Source organism: Sulfuricurvum sp., assembly GCF_028712165.1.
In the GTDB taxonomy this organism is placed as follows: Bacteria; Campylobacterota; Campylobacteria; order Campylobacterales; family Sulfurimonadaceae; genus Sulfuricurvum.
The window spans coordinates 1-19,252 of the sequence record NZ_JAQTQR010000059.1; the positions used below are offsets into that span (position 1 = coordinate 1).

A 19,252-nucleotide genomic window follows, 5' to 3' on the forward strand; every position below is an offset into this window, starting at 1 on the left:
AGTCTGGGCATCCCACACCCAAAAAGAGAGAGCGGTACTCGAAGAGGGAGACATCGAGGAAGCACGCAACGCCGCCAGTCAGATCGGTGATGATACTCTCCAAAAACAATCACAGGGATATGTCGTCCCCGATGCGTTTACCCACGGAACCTCGGCACAGCGGATGGAGTGGTTTAAAAGAGGGTTTGATAAAGGGACGTTGGAAGCGTGTAATACGGGGGTATGATTAGTGTTGTATTTTGCAATTACCGAAAAAAAAGTGTTTAGTATTTGTGGGTCATTCCACCCCTAATCATATTCTATATTTCTTTTGCAAAATTTTGTAAATTATTAAATGATATTATTCTTTCATTATTTGTAATTACTGGAAATCGTGACACTACATAATGATTGATTGTGTTAATACTTAACTTATTTTGTAAAAGCCCTTCTCTATGTTCTTCATTAAGTAATGCTTTACTATAATAGTTGACTAAATATTTGTTGTATCTAATGAATTTTTTTTGAAAAGCTTGTAAATAAGTTAAATCAATCAAATTATTCTTACATTGAAAATTATATATAATATTATTTTTGATTGTAACAACATCGAATTCTTTTCTATTAATTCTTTTTATATCAGTTATAAAAAATCCAGCATTGGAAAGTTCCTGTTTAACTATGTCCTCAAAGACAAAACCAGCATGAATTTGGAATCTTTTTTTTCTATTTAAAAAAATATTTTTAAAATAATATAAAAATCTCATTAATAAATTTACATTAGAAACATATTTTAAATTTAACTCTATTAAAGGATGAAATGAATTTAAATTTACAATATAATCAGTTGAATGATTTAATAGATTATTATAAATTTTTGTTTTATTTGTATTTGAATAATTTACTATAATTTTTTCAAATTCTTTTTTACTAATGGAAATGAAATAATTATCATCTGAATGCTTGAGAAGGTTAAATATAATATTTTTATACATTATAAAATCCGAATCTTCGATTTCATAAAAAGCATAAGCAGATTCAATTAATAAAATAGAATTCTTTAATTCTGAAGTAGAAAAAACTTTACCTTCTGGTATGGTAAATAACTCCAATTGAGTTATTTGTTCATTTCTATATATCATTTGGTCTACTATAGAAATTCTTTCAGGTTCTAAAAATAATTCATCTAATGGTTGATAATGATAATTACCCGTAACTGCATGACCATCTGAAACTACATAAAAATCACTGTATATTTTATGTAAAATCTGTTTATGATTTATAGATGTTACTGGGATGCAGTGTACTTCTATAATATGTAATAATTCATTTAATAAATCATTGTTTGAAATTTTTTGTATACCCTTAGAAATTTTAGGTATTAAATATAATAGTGTAATAAAATATCGTCTTCTTGATTGATAATATACAACTGCATTGCCAATTGTGTCTAAATAAGTGTCATCATCAAATAAATTTATTCCATGTAGTTTAAAGGAATGATTTATTGCAATTGTCATTACTAATAAGTTTATAAATCTAGTCGCAATATTATTATCAAAAGTATTTTGTATAATTTTTATCGCATTTATTAGTTGTTCATTTTCTAAAAAATTCATACTTAATGGAGTGGAAAGTATTGTTTCCATGTCATTAATATCATCTATTTCATACAGTGGGATATTTATAAATTCTTCAATCGAAAGTACAATATGATGCCATTTATAAAAAGTATCAGTTGCATCAAGTTGGGATAATTTATTTATAATGTGGTTTAAATGTAAATTATATTCTTTATCAAGTAAATTTGTCAGGTCATCTCCCATTATTTTACCTGTAGGATTATTCACCAATCATTCCTTTTTGTAGAGATAAAATTTAAATAGGATTATATTAGATTATAGCCTTGAGAATAAATCGCTACTTTTTACAACTTTACTTGAGATATATGTTACGTATTACTAAGAGAAATCTCTTAGCTGATAGTTGCAGGATCGGTGATATACCCTGTGATCGCCGAAGCGGCTGCTACGGCAGAGTTCGCCAAATAGACTTTTGATGAGCGTGAACCCATGCGTCCGACGAAGTTACGGTTGGTTGTCGCTATGGCGACTTCGTCATCGCCCAAGATCCCCATATATCCGCCCAAACATGCACCGCAGGTCGGGTTGGAGACGACGCCGCCCGCATCGATGATGATATCCATATACCCCGCTTTTGTCGCTTCGCGAGCGATGCGCTGTGTCGCCGGAGTGACAATGAGGCGGACGTCCGGATGGACACGTTTGCCTTTGAGGATTTCAGCGGCAATTTTAAGATCGCCCAAACGGCCGTTGGTACAGCTGCCGATGAATGCCTGATCGACTTTGATTTTGTCGCTAACGGCTTGGCTGAGGCTGTGCCCGTTTGATGGCAAGAACGGATAGGCGATAACCGGTTCGAGGTTGGCGACATCGATTTCCAATACTTGAACATAAGTGGCGTCTTCATCGGAATAGAAAATTTTCGGTTCACGCGCAAGAGGCTTGTCGGCAAGGAACTCTGCCGTGACATCGTCATATGCGACGATACCGCTTTTTGCACCCGCTTCGATCGCCATGTTACACATACTGAAACGGTCATCCATGTTGAGATGGGCAATCGTACTTCCTGTGAATTCGAGGGTACGGTACAATGCACCGTCAACCCCGATCATGCGGATAACTTCCAAAATGATATCTTTTCCGGTCGTATATTTCCCCGGTTTTCCGCTGAGGACGACTTTGATAGACTCAGGGACTTTGAACCAGTTTCCTCCGGTGATCATCGCGAATGCGAGGTCAGTCGAACCCATCCCTGTGGAGAAAGCACCGAGTGCTCCGTGCGTACAGGTGTGAGAATCGGCACCGATGATGACGTCACCCGGAACAACCAACCCTTTTTCAGGAAGCAATGCGTGTTCGATTCCCATATCTTTTTCATCGAAAAAGTTTTTCATAGCATGCTTTTTAGCAAAATCGCGGCTGATACGGGCTTGGTTTGCCGATGCAATGTCTTTTGCAGGGATGAAGTGATCGAGGACAATCGAAAAACCGTCCGGATTAGCAAGGCGGGTTGCGCCCGAATCTTCGAATGCTTTGATCGAGATAGGGGTTGTGATGTCGTTACCGATAACCATGTCGATCGGTGAACGGACGATTTCACCTGCGTACACCGTACGACCGACGTGTTCGGAGAATATTTTTTCAGTAATGGTTTGCTTCATTTTTACCCTTCGGATACGCCATCGGAACACGTCCCGACGGCTACGCTAACGCTAAGTTCTCTTCGGCAGAGAGCCCGCGCACGCTTGCGTGCTTTTTTAAAGTTTTATGCACGCGTATCACAGTATATTTGTGGCGCGATTATACCACAGCGAGTCTTAGCGTTTTTATAGGTATCGATTAACCGTTGTTGAGGGTAAACTCAAGGGTCAAATCGATCTCAATCGGAAGGGAATCCCCCAAGACTTCTGGTACCTTAACTCCAGACGCAGAGGCTACTGCTAGTTTGGCCGCTTCATGAAAGATGCTCTCTCCCTGACGTACAGCGATGTTTTTGATAACTCCTGTATCCGTCAGAGTGAAGTGGACATTCACTTCTCCCTCCATCCCTCTGCGACGAGCCGCTGAGGGGTAGCGTAAGTGACGCTGAATATTGGAGCGCAAAGAGGCGAAAAAGGAGTTTTTTACGGCACTTAGATCGGCTTTCTGTACGGATTTGGTCGGACTTTGTGCGGGTGATTGAACTGTAGCGATTGAGATGGTCGGTTTTGGTTCGACTGCAGCAGCCACTTCTTGTACCGGAGTTGCGACCGGTTGTGCTTGAGGTGTGGATACGAGAGGTTTAACCACGGTTGGCAGAGTCGGTTTTAGAGGTTCGGCCATTTTTGGTTTGGGTGTTTCAGGTATCGGTTTTTGTTTAGGCAGCTGCGCCACCTCGGTAGGAGGTGACATGATTTTGGAAGGTTGGCTCAGGGAGACTATCGTAATGTGTTTTATCGGCAACGCAAAGGTTTGAACTTTTGGCGTATGAAAGGCACTGAGCATCAAAAGGGCGAAAAGTGCCATCAATGAGTGAAAAGCTAATGAAACCCCGAAGGCTTTAGAAGTCGTGTTCATAATCGTATCCATCCTTTAAAAATTGCTATACCGACACCCGCGAGGAACAGGGGCGCTAGGTGTTGTAATACATTGCGGTACTGCGAGAGATGTTTCAGACTCTCTTTGAGCACTCGTGTAAGAACCACAGAAAAAAAGAAAAACCACAACAGTGTCGCACCCAGACCGAAGGCTAAGCCATAGGCTATTGCCCATAGAATAGAGGTGCTAGTAGCGCTGAGGGTCATCATGGTGACGACGGGTGCGCATATCGACATGGAGAGAAACATTCCGGTCATAAAGAGGGCGATGTTCCCCTGCGGGGTGTTGGCTGATGTACTGCAGCATGATGCGGAAGCTCTGAGTGAAAACCATAACCGTCCGGCGAGGATCAATGTGACACTGCCGAGGAGATACCCCATTAGCGTCGTGTCGCTGATGAGTGTTTTAATCATGGTCGCACCGAGATAAGCGATGAGGGAGAGGAAAACATAGCCGCTGATACGCCCCAGACTGATCGGGAGTAGAACTTTCAAACTTTGTTGCCGAGTACTGCCGTTCGCCAAAAGAATCGGCGATAGCAGCGGCATGCAGGTGAGCATACAGGCTGTCGCTCCGTAGGAGAGAGCGACAATAAAGAGTGAAAGAAGCGTTATCGTTTCCATACGAGTTACTCTTTCCACCATTTATCGATTTTCGTCCGTTTTTTAAAGGATTCTTTGGACGAAGAGAGGATTGTAATAGGGCCGTATTTGAAGTTCATTACTCCATCATGCGGGCAGAATTCGACGCATCGGCCGCAGAGGGTACAATCAGCATGGGTAATATTTTTGTTTTCAGCCTGGTCTTGAATCTCATAAATATCCATAGGGCATGCTTTGACGCAGTTGCCGCATGAGTCACAATGAGAATCGCCGTTTTTAACGAGGCGTAACAAACCGATTTTTTTAAACAAGGTTTGCATCGGGAGCATAGGACAGATACGACAAAACGGTTGACGGACGAAGAGAGCAAGGGCAACCATCAATCCGAACATCAGATCGGCGATGAGAGAGAGGGTAAAATATCCCCAGTTAGCCTGAGAGATATAAACCTGAGACATATCGCCTCCCATGGCAGTCGTCATGATACGGCTCGGGCAGATAGAACAATAAGGATTGCCCCACTCATGCCCCAAAAATCCGATCCCTGTTAAAAGAGGGAGAATCAACACTAGAAAGAGGAAAATAAACCATTTGATCGGGCGGATTTTATTGACGGCTTCACGTGAAAGGCTGCCTAGCTGAGTGAGTCCCAGCTTGGTTCCGATCATCGTGAATACGTCTTGAAAAAATCCGAGCGGGCAGAGCCAGCCGCAAAATGCTTTGTTGAGGATGAGGATGAGCACCGCGACGGTTCCCAAGGTGATGAGGGTTCCCATCAATGCCGGCAACACTTTTTCGCCTTGGGTAAAGATGCTCGATACCCGATGATCCATCTGATGCTGCAACGGAATGAGAGTACAGAAATCCCCACCCTTCATGTCATACGCACATGAGAGGGCAGGGAGACTTTGGGTAAGTTTGTCTCCGGTATAAAAAGTAGTAAAAATCATCGCACCGTAGACGAAAAAGACAAATGCGGTAAGTTGAATAACCCGTCGAAGGGCTGTTACGGTCAATAGTTTATCCACGGGGTACTCCTGTTTTTTTGCTGCGGCGATAGAGGAACAATCCCCCTAGGAAACCGATAAATACGGCACCTGCACCGTACTTTTGGGATTGCCAGTAATCATTCGGGTTGAGACTGTAGGGCATGGTCAATGCAGTTTTATAGAGTGTGTCGCCTTCACGGTATTGAGTGGTGAGGAGAAATTCGGAAGGTTTGTTTTCGCTTCTGCCGATTTGCACATTTTTAAAATCGTTGGGGAGAGTGACGGTGAATTTTCCATCCGTATCCGTCGTAACAGTCTGCACAGGGGTGTCTCGTGTTTCTAAAAATATCGTTGTATTTGCCAGAGCGTGATTGTGCAAACGGAGTACAAAATGGTACGATTTGGAGGCGGTATAGTGATCATGCTCACGGTGCAACGGATCAGGGACGATCTCCAAATCTGTTTTAGGGAGTGCGGTCAGTTTTGTCGGAGAGATTTTGCTCGGACGCCCTTGTTGGGATAAATAACGAATAGCACTATCGACTTGATTATCTGTACGGTGAGTGAGGACGAGGGCATAATAACCGCCGATTGAGGCTTTAGGGAGAGTCAGCGCAGTATCGGTAAGATTTAGGTCTTCTTTCGATAAATCGGGTTTTATCAATGTGACCGTACTGTTTCCTTCCAGATTCATTGCGTGAAGCATGGTGGTTTCGCCCATACCGTGTCCCCCGTGTTTACTGTGGGAATGCTCACCGCCATGAGAAATATGCGGTGCCCAATAAATAACTCCGTTGCCGTATCCCCAAAGAGAGGAGGCGATAAGGAGTGCTGCAAGTCCATTTTTCATAGTATTTCCTTAAAATTTAACGGATAAGCCTGCCGTATAGACACGCCCAGGATTCACGGTGATGGAGAGGTCTTCGGCATCAAAGATTCCGTCACTGTTGGCATCTCCGCTGGCGCGCGCCGTGTTGTAATAGAATTTATTCAAGACGTTATCGATTCGACCGAACGCTTCGAATCGGTATCCATAAATTTTGGTGGTATAGTTTGCCAGAAAGTTGAGTGTTGCCTGTCCCGCAATCTCAATTCGGTTGAGCTCATCGGCATAATAGTTTGATTTGGCGTTGAGCTCGGTGGTAAGGAGAAGATGTTCGTTGTAGTTGTAGCCTACGCTGAGGTTTAGAGTATGTTTTGGAACGCGCGGAACGACATTTCCCGTGAGGTTATAGTGCTCAATCGTATATTGTGACGCAGGGTTAGTCAGTGTCGAAACGTATGTTCCGTAAGAATTTCCTAATGTCAGGTTAAAGTTGTCGTATTGAGTAAATTTGGCATCAATAAAGGAATAGGCCAAATCAAAGAAAAACGTCTCTTTGCGATCGGTGTTAAGGGAGAGTTCAAATCCTTTATTTCGCATTCCGCCGATATTGTCATATTGGGTTGCGGTGTAGAGCGGATTTGCCGGATCGGTTGAAGCGTATTGCCCGACATTGGCCATAATATAATCTTTCCGATCGATCATGAATACGGCCATATCATAGTCAAACCAGGAGGTGTTCCCACGAAGTCCGATTTCGTAGTTGTATGAAATTTCCGGTTTGAGGGCATGGTTGCTTTCAACTTTGGTGTTGGTCGGATCGATATCTCCTGAAAAAAGCTGGCTTACCGTCGGTGTGCGAAATCCGGTTGAGACATTTGCGTAAAGCGACGATGATGGGGTAAGTGTATAAGTGGTGCCGAGGCGATATGAGCCGACATTGAATGTTTTTTTGATTTGGATGCTGTTGAGGGTGTCATCATAATCCATCGTAATGCGGTCATATCGGGCGTTTCCGGTCATAACCAAATCATTGGAGAGGGCATATTTTAGCTCACCGTAGAGGGCATAGACATTTTCATCGGTTTCATCGTTTCCGGTGATTGTTCCGGCTGTTTTGATGTTGTTCGGATTTGAACAGGCGGTTGATCCCATTCGGGTGCAGTAGCTTTGTAAAATGTTGGTTTTATTTTCATAATAGTTATCTCGTAGATCGAGTCCGAGCATTGTTGCAAATGTTTGGCCTGATGTACGGAGTTCACTTTTAATCCCCCGTTGGATCTGAAAGTAGTCATTATTGGTCCCATACGCATTATCATCGGTAACTTTAGCTCCGGTTGTGTCGTATTTGATAGGGTTGCTGATGAAATTGGTGTCGTCATTGTATTGGTAGACATTGACGAGGAGATTAGAGGAATCATTGATCGTTTTCGCATAGGTGAGAAAATATTTGGCTAACTGAACGTCAAATTTACGGGCGTAATCACGATCTCCCGTCCCGTTATAGGCACTGGTTGGATTTGTTTCTGCTTCAGTTACCCCTTTGACGGTACCGTGGCTGTCTTTGTTTCGATCAGATAATTCGATACCGGCAGTGATATCACTGGTGTCATCGATGTAATACTGAAATTTCGAGTTAAGGTATTTATTATCGTAACCGCCGTTTTCCCAATAACCGTCACTTTTTCGCTGTGTCCCCTGGACGTAAAAATTATACTTATCGGTTGAATATCCGCCACGAACAAGATATTTGAGATAATCAAAGCTTCCAGCTTCAACTCCAACGGCACTGTAGCTATTTTTAGCCCCTTTTTTTGTTGTGATAATTACCGCACCGCTGAGAGCGTCTTCACCGAAGAGGTAAGACGCACCACCTTTGACGACTTTGATCGATTCGATGTTATCGAGATCGATGTTAACTGATCCGGTTCGCTCAAACACGGGAACTCAGTCGATAACCACAGCTACTCCCGGTTTTTCTCCCATATAACGCTGATTTTCTACTCCCCGAATATGGAGTTTGAATTTATCGCCTCCGGTTACTTCGGTTGTGAGCCCCGGAATACGATTGAGTACCTGTTGAATGTTCTCGATGTGCGCTTCGTCAACGGTTTCACCGCTTATAGTAGCTGTATTGGACACTTCAGTTTTTTTGGACTCAAATCGGTCATCGATAGTTGTCGAATCGATACCGATGGTTCCGAGATTTTCGCTTGCAAAACACGTTGTAGCAAGGAGTGTTGACAGCAGAATACTGTGAGAGATTTGGCGGGGTTTGGACATCGCATTTCCTTAAGTTTAATGGAATTAAGGGTGCGATTATGAAACAAAAGTGTTACATTAGTGTTAAGTAGTTAATTTAAGTTAACACTAATGTAACACTTATTTGAAATAATTCTTGAATTTTTTTAATACAAGGATATTAATGAATACAATTAAGCTATCAATGGCAGCGGTTATCTTTTGCAGCAGTGCCTATGCAAATGAAGTGGTTGATTTGGGAGATGTGTCAGTCACTGCAACTAAAACTTTGCAAAGTACATTGGAATCTCCGGCGAGTGTCGAGATTGTGAGTGCAAAGAAAATCGAAGAAAAATCGGTTCAGAGAGCCGATGAAGCCATCAAAGATGTTGCCGGCGTATATGTACGGGCAAATGCGGATAACACCCCTAACAGTTGGAGTAATGCTGTAACGCTTAGAGGTATCCCCGGGTATGCCCGAACGGCTGTTTTGATAGATGATATACCTCTTAATAATGCTTTTTCCGGCGGGGTAAACTGGTCAAATATCGCTGTTGAAAATATCTCACAAATCGAGGTGGTAAAAGGGCCGTTTTCATCGCTTTATGGCGGAAATGCCATGGGGGGCGTTATAAATGTTATTACCAAGGAACCTGCCAAGAGAGAAATGACGATCAAAACAGGATATGGAAGCAATAATTTTAAAAATATATCAGGATCGTATCGGGATAAAATATCTGAAAAACTAGGAATCTCACTCAATTTTAATCGTCAAGAAAGTGATGGCTATATCAATGATTTCGTTGTGAAAACACCCTCGTCAGGAACGGGAGGAACGGCAGTGACCGGACAAGTGCAAACAACATCTTCTACCGGAAATACAGTTTATATTGTAGGGGACAAAGGGAAAAAATCTTGGTGGATGAACAATGCCGGAATCAATCTGTTTTACCAATTTGACGATGTTTCGAAATTAACGTTCGGCTACACTTATCATGAACATAAAACGGAATTTAATAGTTTTAATACTTATCTCAAAGACGGATCGGGAAATCCGGTTTACTCCGGCTCGGTTCAATTGGATACGTCATTAAAAGCGTCCCTTTCAGAGAAAGATTTTTTATTCGGTCCTACCGGAGAGGAGACCAAAAAATATACGATAGGGTATGAAACAAAGCTGTTTAATGCGGTAAATGCCAAAATAAAAGCGGCATACACGGATTATGATTATTGGTATAAATCGCAGCTTACCGGAGCAGTTTCAAGCGGAGGATCGGGATCTATTTCGGATATACCGAATACGAAAACGTATGTATCGGGGATGATAGATTTTGCTCTGGGTGATATGAACTACATGGTAGTCGGAGCCGATCTCAATAAAAATGAGCTCAAAAAAGAAGTGCATTCTTTGTCAAATTGGCAAGACGATTCAAGCCAAACATCCCTCATGTCTATCGCTAACGGAAAAAGTACAACTAAAGCGATCTTTATCCAAGATACGATTGATTTAAACAACGAATGGTCTGTCTATCTTGGCGGACGATATGATTCGTGGTCAACGGATGGTTTGGTTGAAAATTATGGAACCCCGTCGTATTCTTTTCTTTATAACACTCGCAAAGATTCTCAATTCAGCCCGAAAGCCTCTGTCGTCTATTTGCCGTCTAAAAATACAACTTTAAGAGCATCTGTAGGGGAAGCTTTTAAGGCTCCGTTGTTATCAGATCTGTATTCAACCTATATGTCGGGAAGCAAGCTGATTCAGGCCAACCCGAATCTCAAGCCTGAGAAAACGACGTCGTGGGAGCTCGGATTCGAGCAAAGATTTGATACAAAAACGTCACTCAAAGCAACCTATTATGAAAACTACCTCACAGATTTGATCTATTCGACTGATGTCAGTGCGACCCTAAATGAAAAACGCAATGCAGGAAAAGCGGAAATAAAAGGGCTGGAATTGGAAGTCAAGCAGGAATTGGCAGAAGGAATCGGTGCATTTGCGAACTTTACGTATAACAAAACAAAAATTACAAAAAATGAAGCCAATCCACTGCTGGTAGGAAAACATCTTACTTACGTCCCTGAAAAACAATTTAATTTGGGAATAAGTGGTCAAAAAGGGGATTGGAGCGGGTCGATTATCGGAAATTATGTGGATGATCTTTGGACAAAAGATGACAATTCGGATGTCATCAAAAATGTGTATGGAGCATATGAATCGTATTTTACTACTGATGCAAAAATCGGGTATCAGATTCAAAAATGGCTAAATGGATCATTGGCAGTGAATAACATTTTTGATAAAGAGTTTTATCAAAACGGGTTGAATCCGGGTCGGACATTGTACGCAGAATTGACGTTCAAATTTTAACAAAAGAGGAGATAGGATGAGAAAAATTACATTGTCTTTAGCTGTTATTGCCGTTTGCGGTAGTGCATATGCTAACGAAGCGGTTGATTTAGGGGATGTATCGGTAACGGCGACTCGTACGGAACGAAAAGTAATCGATGTTCCGGCAAGTATCGAAGTGATAACGCAAAAGGATATTAAAAATTCAGTAGCTCAGAGTGCGGATGAATTATTAAAAGAAGTATCCGGTTTGGATGTGAAACACAGTATGGGCGCAGTGACTAGCGGAACTTCGAATAAAATTGTTATGCGCGGGTTCGGGGGGACGACTGAAGGGCGTGTCTTATTGCTTATCGACGGTGTCCCTATGAATGATCTTTATGGAGGTGATATCGAATGGAATCGAATACCTATCTCGGCGATAGAAAGAATTGAGATAGTAAAAGGAGCGACATCAGCCCTATACGGCTCCGGTGCTATGGGCGGTGTTATTAACATCATTACGAAAAAACCGACCAATAAAGCGAAAACAGATGTAACACTCAATTATGGAAGTATGAATACCAAAATCGGTTCACTTTCTACGATAGGAAAAGTGGAGAAAGTGGGATACTTCCTTTCGGGAGACAGAACTACGAGTGATGGATACAATCCCGAAACTCCGGCTAATACTAAATCGTATACCCGGGATAAAGGGACAAAACGGGATAACCTCAATGGCAAATTGACGTATGATCCGGATGGGACATCTTCACTTTTTCTCTCGGGTTCGTATTATGACAATCAAACTACAGGGACACTTCCTATCGACAGCTTTAATCCGTATTATCAAAAACAAAAAACATATACGGCCGGTTACACGAAAAAATTTGAGAATGACAATGAGATATTAGTTAAAGCTTTTATAAAAGATGAATTCAGTTCATATGATTCTGCCAACTCGGCTAAAACGGCTGTCCAATATGAAAGTTCCAGTACAAATGATGATCGCGGCGGAACGATACAAACGACGATACCATTTACGGATAATGCGCTGTTTGGTACGAGTACGTTTGTCGCTGGTGTCGATCTAAGACAGGGAAGCATCGATCGGTTTAATCATTACATTGACGGGAGCGGAAAAAATATAAAAGTGGAAGGTAAGCAAAAATACATAGGACTTTTTTTGCAGGATGAAATCTTTATCGGAGAAAACTGGATCATTAATCTCGGCGGACGGTATGATTCGTGGACAAACTATGACGGGCATGGTTATGATAGTTCTCTAGCAACTACCGATACGTACTATAGCAGCACATCCACCAACGGGTTTAGTCCGAAAATCGGTATTGTCAATCATCTCACTGATACTACATCCTTTAGAGCTTCTGCGGGGCGTGCTTATCGCGCACCTACATTGTCAGATTTATACAATACGTTTGTGTCGGGATCAAAAATTTGGTACGGCAATCCGGATTTAAAACCTGAGAGTGTCAAGTCGTATGAAGTAGGGATTGATCAAAAGATTTTTGATACCGGAAAATTAAGTGTCACTGCCTATCAGAGTGATGCCAAAGATTTTTTCTATTACATCACTACTCCTCCAAGCGGAGGATATACGGCTGCCCAAACCAAAACCAATGTCGGAAAAGTAAAAATTCGGGGGGTTGAAGTAGATGCTTCTTATCCGTTTACTGACCAGATTCAGGTATTAGCGAACTATACCTACAACACATCAAAAATCGAAGAATACAAAGAAAACACGGCACTTGAGGGTAAATATTTGATCGAAGTACCTAAACACAAGGGTTCAATCAGTTTGCTGTATGCCAATCCGAATCTTATAGATACAAAAATATCAGCCCGTTATGTGGGTGATCGCTACAGCAATGATGCGAATACGGCTGAATATAAAAGTTACACATTACTTGATTTAAAACTTTCTAAAAAATTGGGTGAACATTTGGAAGCGACTCTTTCAGTCGACGACCTTTTTGACCGAAGCTATACCGAATATTATGTTTCACCGGGCAGAGTTGTATTCGGTGCGTTAAAAATGACATTTTAATCTAACGTGAAAAAAGGAGAGGAACAGGTGCGTATTTTCACGTTTAAAATGCAGACGGCAATGATATTGGTATTGATGAGTATTTCGCTTTTTGCGGATAATTTACTTTGGCTCGATGAGATTAAAAAGAAATCATGCTGCAAAGGTGCCGATCAAGAGTCAGGGATAAAAGAGTTCGTTATAAAAAAAGGGACGCTTCAGGAGAATAAAAAAGAGCACGATTGCAAAAATGCTGTTATCTATATCCGTGATATGGATCGTGTTGTTACCGAGCACAATGTAAGCGGTGGAAAAATCTCTTTTACTCCTGAGTACAAGGGGGGGTATCGTCTCTATTTTGAGCAAAAGTCGGTTCACGAAGGAGTTCTTTATGTCAACCTTTCGTCGCTAAGGGTCTATAACAAAGAAGGGAATATCTCTCAATCACTACTCAAAGAGATTCGGGGGAAAACGAACGATTCACATTATGACCATGAACCTCTCTCGCAGCTTTCTTTTGAACTGGTTATGGAAAAGCCGATCAAAAAGCACCATATCAACTGCTGTCTCTATTCGGGTGACATCGCCCCTTTTAGAGTCTATTATAAAGGGGATATCCAAAAAGAGATTCCTCTGAGGGTGAGCATGGAAAGCGGATGGAGTAATGTCGTGCAGCCTGATCAAGAGGGTTTGGTCTCATTTGAAATTCCGCGCAATTCCTATGCGGAGACTGAAAAAGATAAAAAACATTCGGAGAAAATGATAGTCGAAGCGTCGTATGATGTGAATGAGTCGGGGGTATACGACGGGGGACAATACCGCTCTGTCCATTACGTGATGACGTTACCGCTCTCATTTGCTCCCTCACCGCTCGAATACGAATCAAGAACACTAGGATTTGCGACCGCTATCGGGGTGATGCTGGTCTTTTCACTGGGGCTGTATTATAACCGACGGCGTAAGCGTAAAACGCCCAAGGAGATCTATTTTGACGAAGAATAAGTTTAGTCTCCGCCGCAGTGTCAATAACATGAACCTCGTGCGGTTTCGGTTTTGGTTTCAGATTGTCGCGTTTGTTTTGATCGTTTACGGAGGATACATCGGACTCGATTTAGGGAATAAATTGCCGACATTTGCGTGTGTATTTAACGGAGAGGGGACGGGAGGAAAATGTTATGTCGGAGAGCTTCAGCATGATTTGAAACATCCCTTAGAGGGATTCGTCGGGTTTGCCGGATACGCATTTCTCATTTCTCTGGGGATGTTTATGGTGTGGTTTTGGGCGCTCAACAAAGGGTGGTGCGGTTTCGTCTGTCCCCTGGGGACGATGCAAGACTGGCTCACGATGGTGCGGGAAAAATCCAAAATCCGTTACAGCGAATACTCATGGGCGAATCGCGGGAAGATCAAAAGTATCAAATACATCTTGCTGATTTTGTTGCTGCTGCTCCCCGTGATGATTGCCAACTCGGTGTTCGGTCTTCCGAAACTCCCCAACGGGCTATCGATGCCGTTTTGCGATATCTGTCCCGGGCGGATGATGATCCCGGCATTTACGGGACATTTCAACCAGTTTTACATCGATTTTTCCTCGAAAACGGATTTGGTGATGACGACGCTAGGGATGATAATCGTCGGGCTGTTTTTAGTCGGATCATTCGTAAAAAAGCGGTTCTTTTGTTATTTTTGTCCGATGGCGGCATTGCAGTACGTTTTTTCAAAGCCCGCATTGCTCAAACTCTATAAAGACGGAGCCAAATGTACCAGATGCGGCGATTGCTACCGCGCCTGCGATATGGACATCCTCGAAATCGCCGATGACGTGACGAGCAAAAATCTGGTTACTGAGGATTGTACCCTCTGTCTGAAATGCGTTGCCGCATGTCCTGAAGAGGGGTGTTTGGAGGCTAATTTTATGGGAGCCACTATTTTCGAATCGACCAAAGAGGGATTCATTCTCCGTATGGCGATGGATCAGAGAGGGGAAAAACATGCACACTGAACACACGATAGAAACGCCGCATCAGCGACAGAATCGTCACAAGGCGATGGAAGCGATCAGCGTCATTAATGCCCTCAAAGAGGATTTTAAATTTCCGATCCAAAGCATGGGCTATTTTTACGATCTATTTGAAACGGTCTATTGCCGACATGAACCGCTGCATGAGGGGAAAGTGAAAATCGGGACGATGTGTATCCAAATCCCTTCCGAGATCATCTACGCGCTGGACGGTGTGCCGATTAGGCTTTGTAACGGGTTTTATACCGATGATGAGATCGGCAGCGATCTGTTACCCCAAAAATCGTGTCCGTTAGTCAAGGCGACGGTAGGATGGTTTGCTTCGGATAATTTCTCTGACAAGCCTGATATCACCTTTTCTCCGACTACATGCGATCAAAAAACCAAAGCGGGAGCCATCATCGAGAGTTTCGGTCATACCGTCATCGATGTCGGCTTTCCCCGTACCAAAGAGAGTGAAGAGAGCCATCATTACTGGCGCGAGAGCGTCAAAAGTTTTGCGGTGAAACTCTCCAAATTTCAGGGGAAAAAACTGACCCGATCCAATCTGGAGAGTGCGATTAAAAAGATCGGCTACGCGCAGTCGCTCTACCACAAGCTCACCGAATTTCGGAAAAACAAAGCGGTTCCGATTTTGGGTGTCGATATGTTTTTGGTCACGAATGCTTTTTTCTTTGACAAAATAGATGAGTGGATCGGCGCGGTCGAAAAACTGGTTGCAGAGTTGGAACAACGGGCAAGTGCGGGTGTCAATGTAGCAGGAAAAGCGAGTCCGCGCATCGTTTATACGGGGTCACCGCCGATTTTCCCCAACTATAAAATCCCTCTTATCATCGAGCAGAGCGATGCGGTCATCGTCGCCGATGAGACGTGCAGTTCGAACCGTATGTTTAACGACATGGTGGCGGTGGATGAGTGGAATCTCTATGACATGATTGATTCGGTTTCGGATAAATATCTCAAAGCGTGTACCTGTCCGATATTCACCCAAAACGATGATCGAATCCGACGGATTATCCAACTGGTACGCAGTTACAGTGGGGATGGGGTGATCTATCAGGCGTTTGCGGGGTGTCAGGTGTATGAGATGGAACAGCGCAGCGTTCTCGCAGCTATGGAGCGCGAAGGGATTCCGATCCTCTATATCGAGAGCGATTACAGCCCTTCACAGCACGGGCAGCTTACGACGCGGGTTGAGGCATTCGTAGAGTCATTAAAAAATCGAAAGAGAATGAAAAAATGAGATATTTTGTAGGGATAGACATCGGCTCTACCGCGATTAAAATCAGTGTCGCGGATGAGAATAAAAATCTGGTTGGTCACAAAATCAGTGCGAGCGGGAGTATGTTTTACAAATACGCTCAAGAAGCTCTCGGGGAGTTGTTGCGCGAGCTGGGGATCGAGGAAAAAGAGGTCGTCTATACGGTAGCGACCGGATACGGGCGAAAACTGTTCAAAGAAGCGGATGAAAATGTGAGTGAAATCACCGCCAACGCTATCGGTGCGCAACAAGCCGCGAAAAGTTACGGCGAGATCAAAACGATCATTAACATCGGGGGACAAGACAGCAAGGCAATTTCTCTCGATGCGGAGGGAAATGTGGTCAATTTTGCCATGAACGACCGATGTGCGGCGGGGACGGGGAAATTTCTCGATGTCGTCGCGATGAATCTGGAGATCGGGGTGGATGAGCTGAGCGACTACCATTTCAAATCGGTGGGGACCCCGCTCTCGATCAGCAGTACGTGCGCCGTATTTGCCGAATCGGAGATTATCGGATTGCTGGGGAATAATCACAGCGTGGAAGATATCGTCTCGGGAGTCCATTACTCGATTGCCAAGAGGATTGTGAAATTGGTGAAGCGGATCGGGGTTAAAGAGAACGTCTATTTCGACGGAGGGCCTGCCCTCAATGATGGTTTGGTCAGTGCGATTGAAAATGAGTTGGGGCATAAGATCTTTGTCCCTGAATATCCGCAAATCACAACGTCGTACGGTGCGGCAGTGTTAGCGTGTGATGCATTTATGTGTGAATAAGGAAAACAGTGTGAGACAACGTCTTTTAACCCCTATAATCCTCACTTCAAGTGTAATGATTTCGACCGCGTGCGCGCAAGAGATTGTATCACTGGATAAAATACAGATTGAAGAAAATTATACGGCTATCGATGAGCGGAGGGATAATTCCATCGCAAAACGGATAATCAACGGAGCAGAGTTAACGCAGTACGGTGACACGAATGCACTGGAAATTCTCAGACGCACCCCCGGAGTCACTATTCCAAACGGCAAGGGAGCTAAAAGTGCTCCGGGAAAAGGGTATACCGTTGTTATGATAGACGGAGAGGAGACGACGACCAGTACGAGCCATCGTGCGAGCCCTTTGGAAAATATTTCTCCCGATATGATTGAAAAAATTGAGGTGATGACCAACGGTTCGGCAGAACATACCGCCGAATCGATGGGTGGGATCGTCAATATCGTCCTCAAAAAACCAAAAGCGGAAGGGTTGACAAGTGCAAAACTCTCTTTAGGAACCTATGGTGATTTGTTCAATGAGTCGTTGTATGCCCAACGAGAAGGGAAGGTTGACAAGGTATCGTATCTCGTCAATTTTACAGCATCGGAGCGACGTAAAAATGACGATTATGACGCCTTAAAACAAAGCAGTTCCGGCTACAGTCTCGAAAATCGAGAGGATGAAGTGCATAATCAATCGTTAAATGTACGAAGTAAAATCATTTATACCCCCTCTTCAAAAAATAAATATATGTACGACGGCTCATTAACACGGAATCATGATGCGGAGGATATCGATTCGCAAACGTTTCTGGATGGCGCACCTTCGGCTTCATCCGCACTTCGAAGCGAAGACCGTTCCATGAGTACAATGCTATGGTCAGCACTCAGCGGCGAACATCATCTCTCAAGCGATCAACTTTTAGAGTGGAAACTCAAAATACATCAATACGAAGAGGACGGAAAAACGGTATCGGCATCAACACCCGTTACGAATATCAAAAAAGATGACGATTATGCCTTTAGCCGTTTTTACGGAATGGAAGGGGTATATTCTCTGATCTTGGATGAACATTTTGTGAAATCCGGTATCGAGATTAAGCGCTCAAATCAGCGTGATGAGGTAACTCGTAGTGTTAACGGTGTCGATACGACGGGTGTGGGTGACAATGTCCATATGCGTGAGGATAAAGTCTCGTGGTATCTACAAGATGAGATCAATTTCGGCGAGACGACGGTTATCACACCGGGTATCCGATATGAAACGCTCTCACGAGATTTCGGAGCAACTTCCAATACCGATTATTTTGTCGGGTCACTTCATATTTTAAATCACCTAAGCGGCAAAGATAATATCCGGGCCAGTGTCGCCCAAACGGTGAGACTTCCGCGATTAAGCCAGCTATCAACAAGCACAAATACGACTCTCGATTATAATGATATTCATCGTCCGGACGTAACCGGAAATCCGAATCTGACCGAAGAGAAAGCGCTGAGTTACGAGCTCCGCTACGAGCATTTTTTTGAGGATAAGGGGATCGTAAGTATCGGCGGTTTTTATCGCAATATCAGCAATAAAATCGAAAATATCGTCCAATACGATACGCTAAGCGGACGGTATATCGAAAAACCGGAGAATGCGGGTAAAGGTTCGCTATACGGTGCCGAAATGGAGATCAAAAAATCGTTGAAAGACTATGTTGACGGATTGGGGATCTTTGCAAACGCGACACTGCAAGATTCAACACTTACCAATGCCCTGAGCGGAAATAAACGACCTATTAAACAAACTTCCAATTTTCTTTGTAATGTGGGATTCGATCACACGCTGAAAGATATAAAAGTAACTTACGGTGCGGCGTACCGTTATGTCGGAGGATATGATGATCCGCAGGAATATCTCATCTCTGAGTCGCAAAAAGGGTACGGGACGCTCGATCTTTATGCGAGTAAACGGATCGATAAAACGTTTAAATTGCAGTTTAATGTGAAAAATATCACGAGTGCGACTGTAGAGACAACTTCTCATCTGTATGATACATC

Annotated in this window: 16 protein-coding genes; 8 read left to right on the forward strand and 8 right to left on the reverse strand. The window is 43.2% G+C overall.

The window, feature by feature from the left end; translation table 11 throughout:
• Positions 1–226: neutral zinc metallopeptidase (locus PHP90_RS10510; RefSeq protein WP_299929361.1), on the forward strand; the 226-nt coding region annotated here is incomplete at its 5' end.
• Positions 227–299: 73 nt separating this feature from the next.
• Here the strand turns inward: PHP90_RS10510 and PHP90_RS10515 are convergent.
• The 8 genes from PHP90_RS10515 to PHP90_RS10550 all read right to left on the reverse strand — a co-directional run bounded on the left by PHP90_RS10515 (position 300) and on the right by PHP90_RS10550 (position 8,836).
• Positions 300–1,829: a hypothetical protein gene (locus tag PHP90_RS10515; RefSeq protein ID WP_299929363.1), complete on the reverse strand. Its 1,530-nt coding sequence runs from the start codon at positions 1,827–1,829 to the stop codon at positions 300–302.
• Positions 1,830–1,954: 125 nt separating this feature from the next.
• Entirely contained in the window at positions 1,955–3,223 is a 1,269-nt protein-coding gene (locus PHP90_RS10520; RefSeq protein ID WP_299929367.1) for a 3-isopropylmalate dehydratase large subunit, read from the reverse strand.
• A gap of 178 nt (positions 3,224–3,401) precedes the next feature.
• Complete coding sequence (locus tag PHP90_RS10525) at positions 3,402–4,118, reverse strand: TonB family protein (RefSeq protein ID WP_299929370.1); 717 nt, start codon at positions 4,116–4,118, stop codon at positions 3,402–3,404.
• A complete protein-coding gene (locus PHP90_RS10530) occupies positions 4,115–4,762 on the reverse strand; it encodes a sulfite exporter TauE/SafE family protein (protein ID WP_299929373.1) in 648 nt (215 codons plus the stop codon). Before PHP90_RS10530 ends, PHP90_RS10525 begins: the two co-directional genes overlap by 4 nt.
• 5 nt (positions 4,763–4,767) lie before the next feature.
• Positions 4,768–5,769 carry a 4Fe-4S binding protein gene (locus tag PHP90_RS10535; RefSeq protein WP_299929376.1) on the reverse strand — a complete coding sequence of 334 codons (1,002 nt, stop codon included), beginning with the start codon at positions 5,767–5,769 and terminating at the stop codon, positions 4,768–4,770.
• Entirely contained in the window at positions 5,762–6,580 is an 819-nt protein-coding gene (locus tag PHP90_RS10540) for a hypothetical protein (protein ID WP_299929379.1), read from the reverse strand. The genes PHP90_RS10535 and PHP90_RS10540 overlap by 8 nt, the downstream gene beginning before the upstream one ends.
• A 9-nt stretch (positions 6,581–6,589) precedes the next feature.
• Positions 6,590–8,494 carry a TonB-dependent receptor gene (locus tag PHP90_RS10545; protein ID WP_299929382.1) on the reverse strand — a complete coding sequence of 635 codons (1,905 nt, stop codon included), beginning with the start codon at positions 8,492–8,494 and terminating at the stop codon, positions 6,590–6,592.
• A 6-nt stretch (positions 8,495–8,500) separates the two neighbouring features.
• Positions 8,501–8,836, reverse strand: coding sequence for a TonB-dependent receptor plug domain-containing protein (locus PHP90_RS10550; protein ID WP_299929385.1), 336 nt, complete (start codon positions 8,834–8,836; stop codon positions 8,501–8,503).
• A 142-nt stretch (positions 8,837–8,978) separates the two neighbouring features.
• Between PHP90_RS10550 and PHP90_RS10555 the strand changes: the two genes are divergently transcribed.
• The 7 genes from PHP90_RS10555 to PHP90_RS10585 form a co-directional block, all read left to right on the forward strand.
• Entirely contained in the window at positions 8,979–11,165 is a 2,187-nt protein-coding gene (locus PHP90_RS10555; protein ID WP_299929388.1) for a TonB-dependent receptor, read from the forward strand.
• A gap of 16 nt (positions 11,166–11,181) precedes the next feature.
• A complete protein-coding gene (locus tag PHP90_RS10560; RefSeq protein WP_299929393.1) occupies positions 11,182–13,191 on the forward strand; it encodes a TonB-dependent receptor in 2,010 nt (669 codons plus the stop codon).
• A gap of 27 nt (positions 13,192–13,218) precedes the next feature.
• Positions 13,219–14,172: a hypothetical protein gene (locus tag PHP90_RS10565; RefSeq protein WP_299929396.1), complete on the forward strand. Its 954-nt coding sequence runs from the start codon at positions 13,219–13,221 to the stop codon at positions 14,170–14,172.
• Positions 14,159–15,172, forward strand: coding sequence for a 4Fe-4S binding protein (locus PHP90_RS10570; RefSeq protein WP_299929399.1), 1,014 nt, complete (start codon positions 14,159–14,161; stop codon positions 15,170–15,172). The genes PHP90_RS10565 and PHP90_RS10570 overlap by 14 nt, the downstream gene beginning before the upstream one ends.
• Positions 15,162–16,433, forward strand: a complete 1,272-nt coding sequence (locus tag PHP90_RS10575; RefSeq protein ID WP_299929402.1) for a 2-hydroxyacyl-CoA dehydratase family protein — start codon at positions 15,162–15,164, stop codon at positions 16,431–16,433. The genes PHP90_RS10570 and PHP90_RS10575 overlap by 11 nt, the downstream gene beginning before the upstream one ends.
• Positions 16,430–17,227, forward strand: coding sequence for an acyl-CoA dehydratase activase (locus PHP90_RS10580; protein WP_299929405.1), 798 nt, complete (start codon positions 16,430–16,432; stop codon positions 17,225–17,227). Before PHP90_RS10575 ends, PHP90_RS10580 begins: the two co-directional genes overlap by 4 nt.
• Before the next feature lie 10 nt (positions 17,228–17,237).
• On the forward strand, positions 17,238–19,252 hold a 2,015-nt coding region (locus PHP90_RS10585), incomplete at its 3' end, for a TonB-dependent receptor (protein WP_299929408.1).